Genomic DNA, 15,465 nt, shown 5'->3' with positions numbered 1-15,465 from the left:
TCCACGACATCAGGGAGAACGCGCATGAAAAGACTGTCGATCCTGTCCGCCGCCGCCGCGGTGGTCGCCGCCGTCGTCGCTGTCACCGCCCAGCCTGCCGCCGCCGCCGAGCCGATCAAGGTGGGCAGCAAGAACTTCACCGAGCAGTACATCCTCGCCGAGATGTACGCCGCGCTTTTGGAGAACGCCGGCTTCCAGGTGGAGCGCAAGATCAATCTCGGCGGCACGCTGATCGCTCATCAGGCGCTGACCACCGGGGCGATCGACCTCTACCCCGAATATACCGGCACCGCGCTGTCGGCGGTGGTGAAGGGCACGATGTCGACCGACGCCGACGCGGTCTACAAGCAGGTGAAGGACTTCTATGCCGAGAAGTTCAGCCTCGCCTGGCTGAAGCCGACTGGCATCAACAACGGCTATGTGATCGTCGTCCGCCAGGAAACCGCCGACGCCGACAAGCTGAAGACGCTGTCCGACCTCGCCAAGGTCTCCAACAAGCTGGTGTTCGGCGGCGGCGCCGAGTTCCCGGACCGCGCCGACGGGCTGCCCGGCCTGAAGCGCGTCTATGATGCCGAGTTCAAGGAATTCAAGCAGTTCGCCAAGCTGGGCCTGCGCTATGACGCGCTGGCGCAGAAGGACATCGACGTCGCCAACGGCGCGGCCACCGACTGGCAGATCAACACCCAGAACCTCGTCGCGCTGAAGGACGACAAGGGGCTGTTCCCGCCCTACTACGTCGCCCCCGTGGTCCGCCAGCAGGTGATCGACGCCAATCCGAAGCTGGTCGAGGTGCTCGAAGTGCTCGGCCCGCATCTCGACAATGAGAAGATGCGGGTGCTGAACGCCAAGGTCGAGGTCGACCACGAAGAGGCGAAGGACGTGGCGAAGGAATTCCTGAAGCAGGAAGGCCTTCTTCCCTGATGCCGGCGGCGGCGGCCGGAAGGATTCACCTCCGGCCGCCGCGCCACTGCCCTCGATCGACCGGCACCGCCCGTCGATCCCTTGGAGAACGGGAATGCAGGAAATCTGGATCGACTATCTGAACGCGCTGGACGCCAAGGCGCTGGCGCTGACCAATGACGAGATCGTCGGCGCGGTCGAGAAGGCGCTGGAGGCCCAGGGCCGCGGCGAGACCGTCATCGAGCCGCGCGTCCATCTGGTTCCCGAAAGCTCCGACAAGGGCCATTTCAACGTGCTGCGCGGCTATGTGAAGCCGCTCGACACGGCCGGGGTGAAGGTGGTCGGCGACTTCGTCGACAACTACAAGATCGGCCTGCCCTCCGAGATGGCGATCCTCAACCTGTTCGACCCGCATACCGGCATGCCGAAGGCGGTCGTCGACGCCACCGCCATCACCGACATGCGCACCGGCGCGGTGACGGCGATCGGCGCCAAATATCTCGCCCGCAAGGACAGCAAGGTGCTCGGCCATGTCGGCGCGCGCGGCACCTCCTACTGGAATGTGCGGCTGCTCGACCATTTGTTCGACTTCGAGGAAATCCGCGTCCATTCCCGCCGCCCGGAAAGCCGCGACGCCTTCGCCGCGCGGCTGGAGCAGGACCTCGGCAAGAAGATCGTCGTCACCGACAATTGGGAAGACTGCCTGAAGGGCGCCGACATCATGGTCGAGGCCAGCCGGCTGCCCGAGCCGACGCCGCTGTTCAGGACCGAATGGGTGAAGAAGGGGGCGTTCGTGGTGCCCTACGGCACGATGAGCGCGCTGGAATTCGACCTCACCGACATCATGGACAAGGTGGTGGTGGACGATTGGGGCCAGTGCGCGCCTGGCCGCCCCTTCGGCGCGCTGCGCCGGCATGTCGATGCCGGCAAGGTGACCGCCGAGACGCTGCATGCCGAGATCGGCCAGATCGTCTGCGGCCTGAAGCCGGGCCGGGAGAGCGACGGCGAGACCATCCTGTTCTGGCATCGCGGCCTCAGCACCACCGATGTCGCCCTCGGCGCGGCGATGGTCGACAAGGCGCACGCCATGGGCATCGGCCAGCGGCTGCGGTTCGCGTGATCGCCATGCCGGATACCACCCCGCCCGTCGCCTGCTCGCGCATGTACAATCTCAGCCCCGCCATCCGCGCGGCCTGGGACGAACTGTTCGCGTGGCTGGCCGGGCGGTCGGGTGTCCGGCTCGAGGTGATCGCCCATGCCGCCCCTGCTCCGCTGTCCACGCTGTGGAGCCGGCCGGACATGGGGGCGGTGTTCATGTGCGGCTATCCCTTCGCGCGGCTGGCGCCATCGCGGCGACCCGTCCCGCTCGCCGCACCGGTGTCGCGCGCGGCATGGGCACGGGGATGGCCACTCTATGCCAGCCACATCGTGACGCGTCGCGACGGGCCGCAGTCGATCGCCGAGCTCGCGACGGTGCGCTGGGGCTGGACGGTGCGGGACTCGCAGTCCGGCTATCATGCCCCGCGGCAATTCCTTCTCGAGCATTTCGGCGCCGCGGCTGTGGGTATCTCGGCGGATGGCCCGTTCCTCAACCCCTCGGGCGTGCTGGCGGCGCTGGATGAGGGGCGGATCGATGCCGGGCCGGTCGATGCCTATGCGTGGCAATTGCTCGAACTCCACGAGCCGGCGCTGGTGCGGCCCTTCCGCATCGTGGCGACGACGGCGTCGACGCCCTGCCCGCTGCTGGTGGCGGCTGTCGGGCAGCCGGCTGAGGCGGTAGCGGCGCTCCGTGCGGCGCTGCTCGGTGCGCATGACGATCCGGCCGGCCGGTCGATCCTGGGGGCTCTCGGGCTGGAGGCCTTCGCCGTGCCGGATATCGCCGCCTATGCGACGCTGCCGGCACGGGCCGACGCCACCGACCGGGAACTGGGAGCGACGTGGTGAGAACGCGGCGACCGGACCGGCGGCCGGCGCGGGGGGCTCGGCCATGAAATGGGTCCCCAAGAATATCGACCGGCTGGTCGAGGCCCTGCTGCAGCATCTTTATCTCGTCATGAGCTCGGTCGGCATCGCCTTGGCGATCTCGCTGGTGGTCGGTATCTGGGCGGCGCGCCGGCCAGCGACCTTCAACGTGATCGTCATCGTCACCGGCGTGCTGTTCGCCATTCCGAGCCTGGCGCTGTTCGCGCTGTTCATCCCGGTGATGGGCATCGGCGCCGCGCCGGCCATCGTCGGCCTCGCCGCCTATTCGCTGATGATCCTCATCCGCAATATCGGCCTCGGCTTCCAGTCGATCCCGCGCGACGTGCTCGAGGCGGCGCACGGCATGGGCTATGGCAGCCTGCGCCGCATCTGGGAGGTGGAGCTGCCACTGGCGCTGCCCTTCATCGTCAGCGGCGTGCGCATCGCGATGGTCACGGTGATCGGCATCGCCACCGTCGCGGCCTATATCAATGCCGGCGGGTTGGGGGTGATCATCTTCGAGGGCATCGACCAGCGCTTTCCGGAGAAGATCATCGCCGGCGGCTTGCTGACCTCGGCTCTGGCGCTGTTCACCGACTATCTGTTCGCCGGGCTGGAGCGGGTGCTGCGCCGCCGCAGCGGGAGGGTCGGCGGATGATCCTCGTCGAGGCGTTCAACTGGATCCTCGCCAATCCCGGCATATTCTTCTCGGCCTTCAACCGCCACGTGCTGATGTGCGTCATCTCGCTCGGCATCGCGCTGGCCATCGCGATGCCGCTCGGGCTGGTGGTGGCGCGGGCGCCGCGCGCGGCCTTCGTCGCGATCAACGTCGCCGGTTCGCTGCGCTCGATCCCGAGCCTCGCCATCCTGTCGGCCGCGATGCCGTTTCTCGGCATCGGCCTCCTGCCCTCAGTGGTGGCGCTGGTGGTGCTGGCGGTGCCGCCGCTGCTGCTCAACACCGTGGTCGGCATCCGCGAGATCGACCCCTCCATCCTCGACGCGGCGAACGGCATGGGCATGGCCCGGCGCGACATTCGCTGGCAGATCGAAATCCCGCTCGCGGTGCCCTCGATCCTTGCCGGGGTGCGCACCAGCGCCATCCAGGTGATCGGCGGCGCGGCGCTCGCCTCCTTCATCGGCGGCGGTGGCCTCGGCGATTTCATCAATGCCGGCATCGCGATCATGAACATGCCCCGCCTCTTGGTGGGCGCGGTGCCGATCGCCCTGCTCGCCATCCTGACGGAAGTGCTGTTCGGCTGGATCGAACGCTCCGTCACCACCAGACGATGATGCTTGGGAAGTGGATGCCATGATACGGCTCGATCATGTGACCAAGAGCTACGCCGGCAGCGATCGCCACGCGGTCGACCATCTCGACCTCGTCATCGAGACCGGCACGACGGTGGCGATGATCGGCCCGTCCGGCTGCGGCAAGACCACGACGATGCGGATGATCAATCGTCTGGAGACGCCGACCAGCGGCCGGGTACTGGTGAACGGGCGCGACGTCGCCGAGACCGACCCGCAGGAGCTGCGCCGCCACATCGGCTATGTGATCCAGCAGGTCGGCCTGTTCCCGCACATGACCATCGAGCGGAACATCGCCACCGTGCCCCGCCTGCTCGGCTGGGAGAAGGCGCGGACCGACCGCCGCATCGACGAATTGCTGGACCTGGTCGGCCTCGACCCGGCGGTGATGCGCCGGCGCTTCCCGCATGAATTGTCGGGGGGCCAGCGCCAGCGGGTCGGCTTCGCCCGCGCCCTGGCGGCGGACCCGGAGATCATGCTGATGGACGAGCCGTTCGGCGCCATCGACCCGATCACCCGCGTCCGCGTGCAGGACGAGTTCCGGCAGATCCTGAAGAAGGTGCGCAAGACGGTGGTGATCGTCACCCACGATCTCGACGAGGCGATCAAGATGGGCGACCGGATCGCCATCATGCGCGACGGCCGGCTGCTGCAATACGATACGCCGGCAGCCCTGCTCGCCCGGCCCGCCGACGACTTCGTCGCCAGCTTCCTCGGCCTCGACCGTGCCATCAAGCGGCTCAACCTGATCACGGTCGAAGAGATCATGGATCGGGGGCATGTGCTGGGACAGGTCCCCTCGATCGCGGCGGAGGCCAGCCTGCAGCACGCTTTGGCGCGGCTGCTGGCGGACGACCTGCCCGGCCTTGCGGTGACCGGTACGGACGGGTCCTTCGTCGGTTATGTCTCCCGCGAGGCGATCTTCTCGGCGCAGCGCTGAGCGGAACGGCGCTGAGGCGGGTGCCGCCCTTCGCCATGCGGAAGACGCCTGGGACGTGCCCGCATCGGTGATGATCCCGTTGCGACGGCGCCCGATATCGACCGGCCGGATGGTCTTCGCCGGGGGCTGGACGCCTCCATCCCCGCCGGGGAGATTGGCTCCGGCGCCGGCATAATCGATATCTTCCTTGTCAGCGATATCCAGTCGAGGCGTCTTGCTGCCGGAGCGGCACGGAAGGCTGGCCGGCTAGGCGCCAATGAGTGACCCTGTGCCTTTACCCTCCGTCGCTTCGGGCTGCCGGTGACAGGCCGCGGAGAAGGCGCGTGGCGCCGGGCGGGAAGGATACGGCTTGACCGGATCGATAATGATGAAATCATCGATTATCGATTTCTATGTGCGTGTCGGCGTCGGAGTGGCCTCGCCGGTGGCGGTATTCCGCCTGTCGCCTGGCTGAGGAATGGAGTGCGGATGAGCGAGAGTCCCGAAGCAGAAGTGAGCGCCGAGGCGGTGGGCGAGGCTGAACAGGTGACGCCGGCAACCGGCCGGGTGCGCCGGCGGCGCGGCCAGATCCGTCTCAAGGCCTTGATCGAGGCGACCGAGGCTCTGCTGGAGGATCACGATGTCGGCGATGTCGGGCTCTATCAGATCGCCGAGCGGGCCGGCGTGCCCCCCGCGTCGATTTATCATTTCTTTCCCAACAAGGAGGCGGCCCTGGTCGCCCTTGCCGAGGACTACCTGCAGCGCATGGTGAGCCGCTCGATCGAAATCCTCGATCCCCGTCCGGCGAGCTGGCAGGATCTGGTGGCGCTGCGGGTGCGTGCGGCCGGGCGCTTCTACAATGACCACCGGCCGCTGATGCGGCTGTTCCTCGGCGCGAGCATCAGCACCGAGGTGCGCCAGCGCGACATGGCCGGCACGCTGGCGGTCGCGCATACGCGCGCCGAGATCCTCGACCGTCATTTCCTCATGCCGCCGGTGCGGGACTGGACCTACAAGCTCGCCAATTCGCTCGCCATCGCCGACGGTATCTGGGCGCTCTCCTACAGCCAGCATCAGCGCATTTCCGGCGAATCCGTCGAAGAGGCGGTGCGCGCGGTGGTGGCCTATCTGCGCTGCTACCTGCCGGAGTGGATCGAGCCGCGGCCGGTCGATGCGCCATAACGGGGAATTATCGGCTTTCTTGATCGGAAATGGGCAGGTGGCCGGAGGATCTTTCGGTCGATATCGATACCTCTCGGGCCGGATCGGCGTGGAACGATTGGTCCATGATCCGGTTTTTGCGCAAATTTTCGAGTTCGCGCCTAGGCATTTGCCTATATTGAATGCATCGACCAGAAAATGCGCATGCCGGGAGACGTTGCCGGCATTTTCGTATTGATATTCGATTTTTCCATCATTATCGTCCCTGTCATCGAGAATGAGCCGACAGGACATCGATGCGGACCGGCCCGTGAGGGGTCGTCCGTCAGCGAGACGTCATGTCGCTATCGCAGGGGTGACGGGCGTGCCACGGCAAATGCATTTCATCGGTTTCTGCATCGCAGGACCCAACTGGCACCACAATGGCAGCTGGCGGCACGACGAGAGCGACGCGGTCGATGCCCTCGATCCGAAGCGCTACGAGAACATCGCCCGCATCCTCGAGGAGGGTAAGTTCGACGGCCTGTTCTTCGTCGATGTGCTCACTCTGTTCGATACGTTCGGCAAGAGCTTCGCCGCCAATCTGCGCCAGCCCGGCCAGATCTTCCTGCTGGAGCCGCTGCAACTGCTCGCCCGCATGGCGGCGGTGACCCAGAATCTCGGCCTCGCCGCCACCATGTCGACGGCGTTCTACCATCCGTTCCACATCGCCCGCGCCTTCGCCTCGCTCGACCACATCAGCGGCGGGCGGGCGGCGTGGAACGTCGTGACCTCGGCGAATGACCGCGAGGCGCAGAATTTCGGCATGGAAAAGCTGATGGAGCGCGGCCTGCGCTACGACCATGCCGAGGAGGTCATCGAGGCCTGCCAGGCGCTGTGGAATTCGTGGGACGAGGACGCCCTCATCCTCGACCGCAAGAACGGCGTCTATGCCGATCCCGACAAGGTCCACTACGTCAATTTCGAGGGCAAGTGGGTGAAGACCCGCGGCCCGCTGCAGACGCCGCGCTCGCCGCAGACCAGCCCGGTGCTGATGCAAGCCGGCTCCTCCGAGCGCGGGCGCGAATTCGCTGGACGCTGGGCCGAGGTGCTGTTCACCCTGCAGCACGACAAGGCGGAGATGCAGGCCTTCTACGCCGACATCAAGTCGCGGCTGGCGAAGAACGGCCGCCCCGCCAACCATTGCGCGGTGCTGCCGGCCATCGACATCGTGGTCGGCGAGACCGAGTCGATCGCCAAGGAAAAGGCCGCCTACCTCAATTCGCTGGTCAGCCCCGAGCTCGGCGTCGCCGAGATCTCCAACGCCATGGGCGTCGACCTGTCCGGCTATCCGCTCGACAAGCCGCTGGTGGACATGGAGATCAACCAGGGCTCGCGCGGCGTGTTCGACAACATCCTGAAGGGCAGCGAGAAGAAGAACCTCACCCTGCGCGAGGCCGGCCAGCATTTCGGCATCAGCGAGCTCACCCCGCAGCTGATCGGCACGCCGGAGATGATCGCCGACCACATGCAGGACCTGTTCGAATCCGAGGCCTGCGACGGCTTCGTCATCGTGCCCTCGCTCACCCCCGGCGGCTACCAGCAATTCGTCAAGTCGGTGGTGCCGGAGCTGCAGCGGCGCGGCATCTACCGCAAGGATTACACCGGGCACACCTTCCGCGAGAACCTGCGCAGCTGAATGCGTGCGCCGCCCGCGCCGGTGCGCGCGGCGGCGATGGACGTGCCGTGAGTTCGCCGGGCAACCGGCCGCGTGCCAATGGCCCTCATTTCGAGATCAGGATGTCCGTCATGTCCGACCGTGCCGACCGCAATTCTGCTTCGCGTGGCCTTTCCCGCCGTGCCTTCCTCGCCTCCGCCGCCGTGACCACGGCGGCGGTCGGCCTCGGCGCCCCGTCCATCGTGCGCGCGGCCAGCGACACCATGACGGTGCCCAATTCCGGCGGCGCGCTCGAAGAGGCCTACAAGGTGGCTTATTTCGACACCTTCACCGCCAAGAGCGGCGTGAAGATCCTCGGCGCGCCCTATATGGACACCGCCCGCATCAAGGCGATGGTCGAGGCCAACGCGGTCGATGTCGACGTCGCCAATATCGACTTCGCCGAGGCGGCGGTGCTGGCCAAGCTCGGCCTCCTGGAGCCGATCGACTACGACATCGTGCCCCGCAAGGTGCTGGAACCCTGGGCCGCCAACGAGCACTACATCGTCTCCGACGTCGCGGCTCTGGTGATGGGCTGGAACACCCAGGCCTTCTCGCCCGAAAGCCGGCCCAAGGGTTGGGTCGAGTTCTTCGATGCGGCCGCCAAGTCCGGACAGCGCAGTCTGTGGAAGCTCGCGCCCCAGACGCTGGAGGTTGCCGCGCTCGGTGCCGGCATTCCTGCCGACAAGCTCTACCCGCTCAATCTCGACGCCGCCTTCTCCTCGCTCAACAAGATCAAGTCGAACCTCACCTGGTGGACGTCGGGCGCACAGAGCGCTCAGTTGCTGACGTCCGGTGAGGTGGATGTCGGCACAGCGTGGAACGGGCGCCTGTTCAAGCCGAAGAACGACGGCGCGCCGGTCGACTATACTTTCGACCAGAGCATCTTCACCTGCGACGCCTTCATCGTGCCCAAGGGCGTGAAGGACAAGAAGCGGGCGATGCAGTTCCTCGCCAATCTCGTCGAGGCCAAGAACCAGGCGACCTTTGCCCAGCACATCCCCTACGGCCCGACCGTTCCCGCCGCCTTCGAGCTGCTGGACGCCAAGACCAAGGCGCTGCTCCCCAACTCGCCGGAGAACGGCAAGACCGCCGTGCTGCAGGACGTTGCCTATTGGGCCGAGCATGGCGATGAACTGTTCGCCCGCTTCAACAAGTGGCTGGTCGGTTGAGCGACGCGACCATGACCGGGACGGCGGCAACCTCCGCTCCTCGCGCCGCCCGACGGCAGAGGGCGCGGGCGTGGTCGCCGTCGAGGGGAGGCCTGTTGCTGCTGGCGGCGCCGCTGGCGCTGCTGGCGCTGTTCTTCGTGGCACCGCTGCTCTGGGTGCTCGGACAGAGCTTCGCCGTCCCGGCCGGGCCGCTCGACACCTATATGCGCATCGCCGGCGACGGCGCGCTGCGCTACTCGCTCATCTACACCTTCCAGACCGCGGCGATCGTCACCGTCGCCGCCCTGGTGCTCAGCTATCCCGTCGCCTTCCTCATCAGCCGGGCGCAGGGGCGCTGGCTGATGATCGGCATGGTGTTCGTGCTGGTGCCGTTCTGGACCAGCGCGGTCATCCGCTCCTACGCCTGGCTGGTGCTGCTGCAGCGGCGCGGGGTGGTGAACGAGATGCTGCTCGCCCTCGGCCTCATCGACCGGCCGCTGCGCCTCGCCAATACCGATGTCGGCACCCATGTGGCGATGGTGCAGATCATGCTGCCCTTCATGATCCTGCCGTTGCTCAGCGCCATGCGCGGCATCGATCTCAGCGTGCTGCGCGCCGCCGCCATCCTCGGCGCCAATCCGTGGCGGCAATTCGTCAATGTCTACCTGCCGTTGTCGATGCCGGGCGTCGGGGCGGGCTGCGTGCTGGTGTTCATCTCGACGCTGGGCTTCTACATCACGCCGGCGCTACTCGGCGGATCGAGCCCGATGATCGCGGTCGCCATCGAGCAGCAGGTCTCGCGGCTGCTGGACTGGCCGCTCGCCTCGGCGCTGGCGGCGGTGCTGCTAGTGCTCACCTGCGCGCTGTTCATGCTCTATGAGCGGCTGAACCGCCGCCTCGCCGGCGCGGGAGAGGCGCGATGAACCGTACCGCCGCCACGCCGTTCTGGCGCATCGCCAGCGCCGGCCTCGTCCTGTTCGCCGTGCTGGTGCTGGTCTATCTGGTGCTGCCGACGCTGGTGATCGTGCCGCTGTCCTTCTCCAGCGACACCTTCCTGAAGTTCCCGCCCTCGGGGTTCTCCACCCGCTGGTATGAGAGCTTCGCCGCCAGCGCCGACTACCATTTCGCCATCCTCAACAGCCTGAAGATCGGCGTGCCGGCGGCGCTGGTGGCGACGGTGTTCGGGGTGATGGCGGCGCTCGCCGTGGTGCGCGGGGCGATGCCGTTCCGCCGCACGCTGGCGGCGCTGGTGATCGCGCCGCTGATCCTGCCGCAGATCGTGCTGGCCATCGGCCTGTTCCCGCTGATGGCCAAGGTCGGGCTGGTCGGCACCTATCCCGGCATCGTGCTCGCCCATGCGGTGGTGACGATGCCGCTGGTGTTCATCACCGTCTCGGCGGCGCTGCGCAACTACGCGCCGACCTTCGAGCTGGCGGCGATGACGCTCGGCGCCGGGCCGTGGCGGACCTTCCTTTATGTGACGTTTCCGATGATCCGGCCGGGGGTGATCGTCGGCTTCATCTTCGCGCTGACCTTCTCCTTCGACGAGCTCATCCTCGCCATGTTCCTCACCAGCCCGACGACGCGCACCGTGCCGCGCCTGCTGTGGGAGCAGTTGAACTTCCAGATGACGCCGGTGATCGCCGCCGCCACCGTGGTGATGCTCGGGGCGACCATCGCCCTGCTGTGCCTGGCGGCGCTGACCGGCGCCCGTGCCCGCCGCCGCCTGGCGGGCGAGACCAAAGGAGCCGGCGCATGAACGACATGACAGCCTCGACGCTGCAAAGGGGATCCCTGCCGATGTCGGACCTGCCGGCCACCCGCGGCGCGCGGGTCGAGTTCGACCATATCAGCAAGGATTATGGCGACCTCACCGTGCTGCACGAGACCACGCTGACCATCGAGGCCGGGGAGTTCTTCGCCCTCATCGGTCCGTCCGGCTCGGGGAAGTCGACGCTGCTCGGCATCCTCGCCGGCTTCGTGCCGCCGAGCTATGGCGCAGTGCGGGTGGACGGCACCGACATCGTGGCCATGCCGCCCTATCGGCGCAATATCGGCATGGTGTTCCAGAACTACGCGCTGTTCCCGCACATGACGGTGGCGGAGAATATCGGCTTCCCGCTCAAGATGCGCGGCTGCTCGCGTGGCGAGATCGGCGATCGGGTGAAGAAGGCGCTCGCCATGGTGCGGCTGGAGGCCATGGGCGAGCGTCGCCCGGCCCAGCTCTCCGGCGGCCAGCAGCAGCGCGTCGCGCTGGCCCGCGCCGCCGTCTACGACCCGCGCCTGCTCCTGATGGACGAGCCGCTCGGCGCGCTCGACAAGAACCTCCGCGAGGAGATGCAGGAGGAGATCAAGCGCTTCCAGCGCGCCTTCGGCGCCACCGTCATCTATGTCACCCACGACCAGCAGGAAGCCGCCTTCCTCGCCGATCGGCTGGCGGTGATGCGCGGCGGCATGCTGGAACAGATCGGCTCGCCGCGTCAGCTCTACGAGATGCCGGGCACGCATTTCGTCGCCAGCTTCCTCGGCGAGGCCAGCCTGCTGCCGGTGGCCGAGATCCTCGCGCGCGAGGGCCGCGAGGTGACCGTGCGCACGCCGGGTGGGCTCACCATCCGCGCGCTGGCGCCGAGCCGGGTGAGCGAGCGCCGGGCGCTGTGCCTGCGGCCGGAGAACATCGCTCTCGGCGCGGCGGCGCAGGGCCGCGACAACCGCTTTCTCGGCACGGTCGAGGAAGCCGTGTTCACCACCGGCACGCTGCGCTACCGCGTCCGCCTGCCGGGCAGCGACGGTCTCGTCACCGTGCGCGTGCCCTCGCTCCCGGGCATCGAGCTGCTGGCGCCGGGCAGCAGCGTCGAGATCGGCTGGGACGCGGCGATGGCCGTCACCATCGCCGAGGACTGACATTGAGCCGGCAGATCGAAGGACATTCCCGATGATGAATCGCCTCGACCCGAAAGCCGTCGACGCCGCCGCGCCGGTGTCGTCCGTGCCGCCCCCGCCCGACGCCCGCAGCTTTCGCGGCGGCATGTCGAAGCTGGCGGCGGCGGTGAACGTCATCACCACCGTGCAGCATGGCGAGGCCTACGGCTTCACCGCCTCGGCGGTGTGCAGCGTCACCGACACGCCGCCGACGCTGCTGGTCTGCGTCAACCGCACCAACCGTTCGCACCCGATCATCGCCGCGACGCGCATCCTGTGCGTCAATACGCTGTGCGGCCCGCACGAGCCGCTTTCCATGGCCTTCGCCGGCGGCAGCGGCGCGATGGCCGAGCGTTTCGCGCAGGGCGAATGGACGACGCTCGCCACCGGCGCGCCGGTGCTGGTCGGCGCCGCCGTCGCCTTCGATTGCCGCGTCGCGACCGTGCAGGAAATGGGCACGCATGACGTGCTGTTCTGCGAGGTGCTGGCGATGCGCGAGGGCGACGGGGCCGACAGCCTCGTCTATTTCGACCGGCGCTTCCACCGGCTCGGCTGACGGCCCGGCCGGCATCGATCATTCAGCAGGAGCCTATCTTGAGCAGCATGGAAGCCGTGTTCGCCGGCTATGAGCAGCGCCTCGCGGCGCTGAAGTCCAGCACCAATCCGTTTGCGGGCGGCATCGCCTGGGTCGAAGGCGAGCTCGTGCCGCTCGCCGAGGCGCGCATTCCGCTGATGGACCAGGGCTTCCTGCGCTCCGACCTGACCTATGACGTGCCGGCGATCTGGGACGGGCGCTTCTTCCGGCTCGACGACCATCTCGACCGGCTGGAGAAGAGCTGCGCCAAGCTGCGCCTGCGCAGCCCCCTGGATCGCGAGGCCGTGCGCGCCACGCTCTGCGAGATGGCGGCGCGGAGCGGCATTCGCGACGCCTTCGTCTGCCTCATCGTCACCCGCGGGCTGAAGGCGGTGCGCGGCAACCGGCCGGCGGACCTCGTCAACAATCTCTACATGTTCCTCTCGCCCTATGTGTGGGTGGTACCCCCGGAGATGCAGCGCACCGGCGCGCCGGCCATCGTGACCCGCACCGTGCGGCGCACCCCGCCCGGCGCCTTCGACCCGACGGTGAAGAACCTGCAATGGGGTGACTTCACCCGAGGCCTTCTGGAGGCGCAGGACCGCGACGCCATCTACCCGATCCTGCCCGACGGCGACGGCAACATCACAGAGGGCGCCGGCTACAACATCGTGCTGGTGAAGGATGGCGTGCTGCACACGCCCGAACGTGGCGTGCTGGAAGGGGTCACCCGCAAGACGGTGATGGAGATCGCCGCCGCCCGGGGCATCGAGGTGCGCCTGGAGCATGTGCCGGTCGATCTCGCCTATCATTGCGACGAGCTGTTCTTCTGCACGACGGCGGCGGGCGTCATGCCGGTCACCACGCTCGATGGCCGGCCGGTCGGCGGCGGCCAGGTCGGGCCAGTTACACGGCAGATCTGGGAGGCCTATTGGGACCTCCACTACGATCCGCAGCTCAGCTTCCCCATCGACTACCACTGAGGCCAGGCCAGCCGATCCTGTCGGGGCGGCGGCCCCGAGCCGGCACGATTCCGCCTCTGCCGGGCACGGGCTGCCGCTTTCACGGGCCTTTGTCCGGGACCCCTGCGGCGAGGCGTGATGCCGGGCGCGGCCCCGCCGGCTGGCGTAATCACCCGGACGGTGCCACACAGGGCGTCGAGCGCCGAGTGCGGCGCAGGCGGGGTAGACGTGCATGTCGACAGCAATTGCCATTCTCGGCGGCGTCGGGCTGTTCCTGCTCGGCATGACCGTCATGACCGACGGGCTGAAGGCGCTGGCGGGATCCGCCCTGCGCACGGTGCTCGGCAAGGCGGCGGCCACTCCCGTGTCGGGCGCCTTCTGGGGCGCGATCGTCACGCTGCTCGTGCAGTCCTCCAGCGCGGTGACGATGACGACGATCGGCATGGTCAGCGCCGGGCTCCTGACCTTCCCGCAGGGACTCGGCCTGGTGTTCGGCGCCAATGTCGGGACGACGGGCACAGGCTGGCTGGTGGCGCTGATCGGCGTGCGCGTCTCGCTGTCGACCTATGCGCTGCCGATGATCTTCATCGGGGCGCTGACGCGGCTGCTGGCGGGCGAGCGGATCGCGGCGGCGGGCAGTGCGCTCGCCGGCTTCGCCCTGGTGCTCTATGGGCTGACGACGCTTCAGCAGGGCATGGGGGGCCTTGCGGAGAGCCTGCACCCGTCCGATCTGCCCGCGGTTCTCGGCACGCCGGGGGTGGGCTGGCTGACCGGATCGGTCGGCCTCATGACGCTGATCGTCGTCGGTCTGGCGATGACCGCCGTCATGCAATCCTCCACCGCCGCCATCGCCGTCACCATTTCGGCTTTCTTTGCCGGCGCGGTGAATCTCGAACAGGGCGCCGCGCTGATCATCGGCCAGAACATCGGGACGGCGACGAGCTCGGCGCTGGCGGCCATCGGTGCCAGCACCACGGCCAAGCGCCTCGCCCTCGCCTATGTGCTGTTCAAGATCATCGCGGCGCTTATCGCCATCGTCGCCTTTCCGTTCACCACGGCGCTCATGCAGGCCTTCGCCGGGTCGATCGATGGGATGACGCTGCTGGCCGCCTACCATACCGCCTATAATGTGGTCGGTGTCGCGGTGCTGTTGCCGGCGACACACTGGTTCACCCGCGTCGTCGAGCGGTTGTTGCCGTCTCGGCAGACGCCGCTCGAGCGGGCACTTGACCCGAGTGCGCTCGCCAGTCCGGTGATCGCCGTCGAGACCGCCCGGCGAGTGGTGGCGGATGTCCTCGCGACCGCCGCCGCTTCGGTCGCCGGAGCGCTGTCGGGAGGCGCCGGATCCGTTGCGCCGGGCCAGGGCGCCGCCGTGCTCACGGAAGTGCGGGATTTCCTCTCCGAACTGAAGACGCCGCCGGAGACGGAGGCCGAGCGGTTCCGCATGACCAGCACGTTGCACGCGCTCGATCACGCCTCGCGCCTGATGGAGGTCCTGACGGAAGGCACGCTGTCCGAGCCTTCCGCTGGCGCACCTCATGATCGTCGCGCCGCCGAACTGTGTGCAGAGGCCATGCGGGAGGTCCAGACAATCGGTGCCTCCATCACGTCGGAAAGCGCCCTCAGTGCGCAGGCGGCTCCCATTGGCTGGACCGTCTCGGCCGAGCTGGCCACTACGCTCGGCAAGGTGGAGGGCCTGGCACGGGAACTGGATGCCCTGCAGCGGGACCATCGTGCCGCGACCCTCGCCTCGGTTGCGCCGGGTGAGCTGACCGCGGTCGATGCCCTCGCACGGATCGACGCGGCCCGGCGGCTCGACCGGATCGCGCATCATGCCTGGCGATCGGCGGCGCATCTTCTCGGCCGTGGCGCGTGACGATCCGGATGCGCGTCCGTTGCCGTAGAGCGCCGTC

Annotated in this window: 15 protein-coding genes; all 15 read left to right on the top strand. The window is 67.9% G+C overall.

The features are described from left to right. Positions 1–24: 24 nt before the first annotated feature. The 15 genes from LGR54_RS00825 to LGR54_RS00755 all read left to right on the top strand — a co-directional run bounded on the left by LGR54_RS00825 (position 25) and on the right by LGR54_RS00755 (position 15,428). Positions 25–921 carry a glycine betaine ABC transporter substrate-binding protein gene (locus LGR54_RS00825; protein WP_230360090.1) on the top strand — a complete coding sequence of 299 codons (897 nt, stop codon included), beginning with the start codon at positions 25–27 and terminating at the stop codon, positions 919–921. 94 nt (positions 922–1,015) lie between these two features. Continuing rightward, on the top strand, positions 1,016–2,020 hold the full coding sequence (locus tag LGR54_RS00820) for an ornithine cyclodeaminase family protein (RefSeq protein WP_230360089.1): 1,005 nt from the start codon (positions 1,016–1,018) through the stop codon (positions 2,018–2,020). A gap of 5 nt (positions 2,021–2,025) precedes the next feature. Next, the gene (locus LGR54_RS00815; protein ID WP_230360088.1) at positions 2,026–2,844 is read left to right on the top strand and encodes a phosphate/phosphite/phosphonate ABC transporter substrate-binding protein; all 819 of its coding nucleotides are present in this window, start codon (positions 2,026–2,028) and stop codon (positions 2,842–2,844) included. Positions 2,845–2,887: 43 nt separating this feature from the next. Further along, complete coding sequence (locus LGR54_RS00810) at positions 2,888–3,520, top strand: ABC transporter permease (RefSeq protein ID WP_214008085.1); 633 nt, start codon at positions 2,888–2,890, stop codon at positions 3,518–3,520. Continuing rightward, a complete protein-coding gene (locus tag LGR54_RS00805; protein WP_230360087.1) occupies positions 3,517–4,152 on the top strand; it encodes an ABC transporter permease in 636 nt (211 codons plus the stop codon). Before LGR54_RS00810 ends, LGR54_RS00805 begins: the two co-directional genes overlap by 4 nt. A gap of 19 nt (positions 4,153–4,171) precedes the next feature. Further along, positions 4,172–5,110 carry an ABC transporter ATP-binding protein gene (locus tag LGR54_RS00800; protein WP_230360086.1) on the top strand — a complete coding sequence of 313 codons (939 nt, stop codon included), beginning with the start codon at positions 4,172–4,174 and terminating at the stop codon, positions 5,108–5,110. 468 nt (positions 5,111–5,578) lie between these two features. Further along, positions 5,579–6,271, top strand: a complete 693-nt coding sequence (locus tag LGR54_RS00795) for a TetR/AcrR family transcriptional regulator (protein WP_230360085.1) — start codon at positions 5,579–5,581, stop codon at positions 6,269–6,271. 355 nt (positions 6,272–6,626) lie between these two features. Continuing rightward, the gene (locus tag LGR54_RS00790; RefSeq protein WP_230360084.1) at positions 6,627–7,928 is read left to right on the top strand and encodes an LLM class flavin-dependent oxidoreductase; all 1,302 of its coding nucleotides are present in this window, start codon (positions 6,627–6,629) and stop codon (positions 7,926–7,928) included. Between the two features lie 110 nt (positions 7,929–8,038). Continuing rightward, a complete protein-coding gene (locus tag LGR54_RS00785) occupies positions 8,039–9,118 on the top strand; it encodes an ABC transporter substrate-binding protein (RefSeq protein ID WP_230360083.1) in 1,080 nt (359 codons plus the stop codon). A 95-nt stretch (positions 9,119–9,213) separates the two neighbouring features. Then, on the top strand, positions 9,214–10,020 hold the full coding sequence (locus tag LGR54_RS00780; protein WP_230360082.1) for an ABC transporter permease: 807 nt from the start codon (positions 9,214–9,216) through the stop codon (positions 10,018–10,020). Further along, entirely contained in the window at positions 10,017–10,856 is an 840-nt protein-coding gene (locus LGR54_RS00775; RefSeq protein WP_230360081.1) for an ABC transporter permease, read from the top strand. The genes LGR54_RS00780 and LGR54_RS00775 overlap by 4 nt, the downstream gene beginning before the upstream one ends. Next, positions 10,853–11,998: an ABC transporter ATP-binding protein gene (locus tag LGR54_RS00770; protein WP_230360080.1), complete on the top strand. Its 1,146-nt coding sequence runs from the start codon at positions 10,853–10,855 to the stop codon at positions 11,996–11,998. Before LGR54_RS00775 ends, LGR54_RS00770 begins: the two co-directional genes overlap by 4 nt. Before the next feature lie 31 nt (positions 11,999–12,029). Further along, entirely contained in the window at positions 12,030–12,572 is a 543-nt protein-coding gene (locus tag LGR54_RS00765) for a flavin reductase (protein ID WP_230360079.1), read from the top strand. A gap of 47 nt (positions 12,573–12,619) precedes the next feature. Then, positions 12,620–13,573: an aminotransferase class IV gene (locus LGR54_RS00760; RefSeq protein WP_230360761.1), complete on the top strand. Its 954-nt coding sequence runs from the start codon at positions 12,620–12,622 to the stop codon at positions 13,571–13,573. Positions 13,574–13,784: 211 nt separating this feature from the next. Continuing rightward, positions 13,785–15,428 carry a Na/Pi cotransporter family protein gene (locus LGR54_RS00755; protein ID WP_230360078.1) on the top strand — a complete coding sequence of 548 codons (1,644 nt, stop codon included), beginning with the start codon at positions 13,785–13,787 and terminating at the stop codon, positions 15,426–15,428. Positions 15,429–15,465: the final 37 nt, after the last annotated feature.

The organism is Ancylobacter sp. Lp-2, assembly GCF_020523795.1.
Lineage (GTDB): Bacteria > Pseudomonadota > Alphaproteobacteria > Rhizobiales > Xanthobacteraceae > Ancylobacter.
This window is presented reverse-complemented; position numbering and strand designations above follow the sequence as displayed.

Coding starts and splice junctions, on each gene's coding strand:
- LGR54_RS00795 (WP_230360085.1), top strand. CDS start 5,579: ATGAGCGAGAGTCCCGAAGCAGAAGTGAGCGCCGAGGCGGTGGGCGAG.
- LGR54_RS00820 (WP_230360089.1), top strand. CDS start 1,016: ATGCAGGAAATCTGGATCGACTATCTGAACGCGCTGGACGCCAAGGCG.
- LGR54_RS00800 (WP_230360086.1), top strand. CDS start 4,172: ATGATACGGCTCGATCATGTGACCAAGAGCTACGCCGGCAGCGATCGC.
- LGR54_RS00825 (WP_230360090.1), top strand. CDS start 25: ATGAAAAGACTGTCGATCCTGTCCGCCGCCGCCGCGGTGGTCGCCGCC.
- LGR54_RS00790 (WP_230360084.1), top strand. CDS start 6,627: ATGCATTTCATCGGTTTCTGCATCGCAGGACCCAACTGGCACCACAAT.
- LGR54_RS00810 (WP_214008085.1), top strand. CDS start 2,888: ATGAAATGGGTCCCCAAGAATATCGACCGGCTGGTCGAGGCCCTGCTG.
- LGR54_RS00775 (WP_230360081.1), top strand. CDS start 10,017: ATGAACCGTACCGCCGCCACGCCGTTCTGGCGCATCGCCAGCGCCGGC.
- LGR54_RS00770 (WP_230360080.1), top strand. CDS start 10,853: ATGAACGACATGACAGCCTCGACGCTGCAAAGGGGATCCCTGCCGATG.
- LGR54_RS00760 (WP_230360761.1), top strand. CDS start 12,620: ATGGAAGCCGTGTTCGCCGGCTATGAGCAGCGCCTCGCGGCGCTGAAG.
- LGR54_RS00785 (WP_230360083.1), top strand. CDS start 8,039: ATGTCCGACCGTGCCGACCGCAATTCTGCTTCGCGTGGCCTTTCCCGC.
- LGR54_RS00815 (WP_230360088.1), top strand. CDS start 2,026: ATGCCGGATACCACCCCGCCCGTCGCCTGCTCGCGCATGTACAATCTC.
- LGR54_RS00805 (WP_230360087.1), top strand. CDS start 3,517: ATGATCCTCGTCGAGGCGTTCAACTGGATCCTCGCCAATCCCGGCATA.
- LGR54_RS00765 (WP_230360079.1), top strand. CDS start 12,030: ATGATGAATCGCCTCGACCCGAAAGCCGTCGACGCCGCCGCGCCGGTG.
- LGR54_RS00755 (WP_230360078.1), top strand. CDS start 13,785: ATGTCGACAGCAATTGCCATTCTCGGCGGCGTCGGGCTGTTCCTGCTC.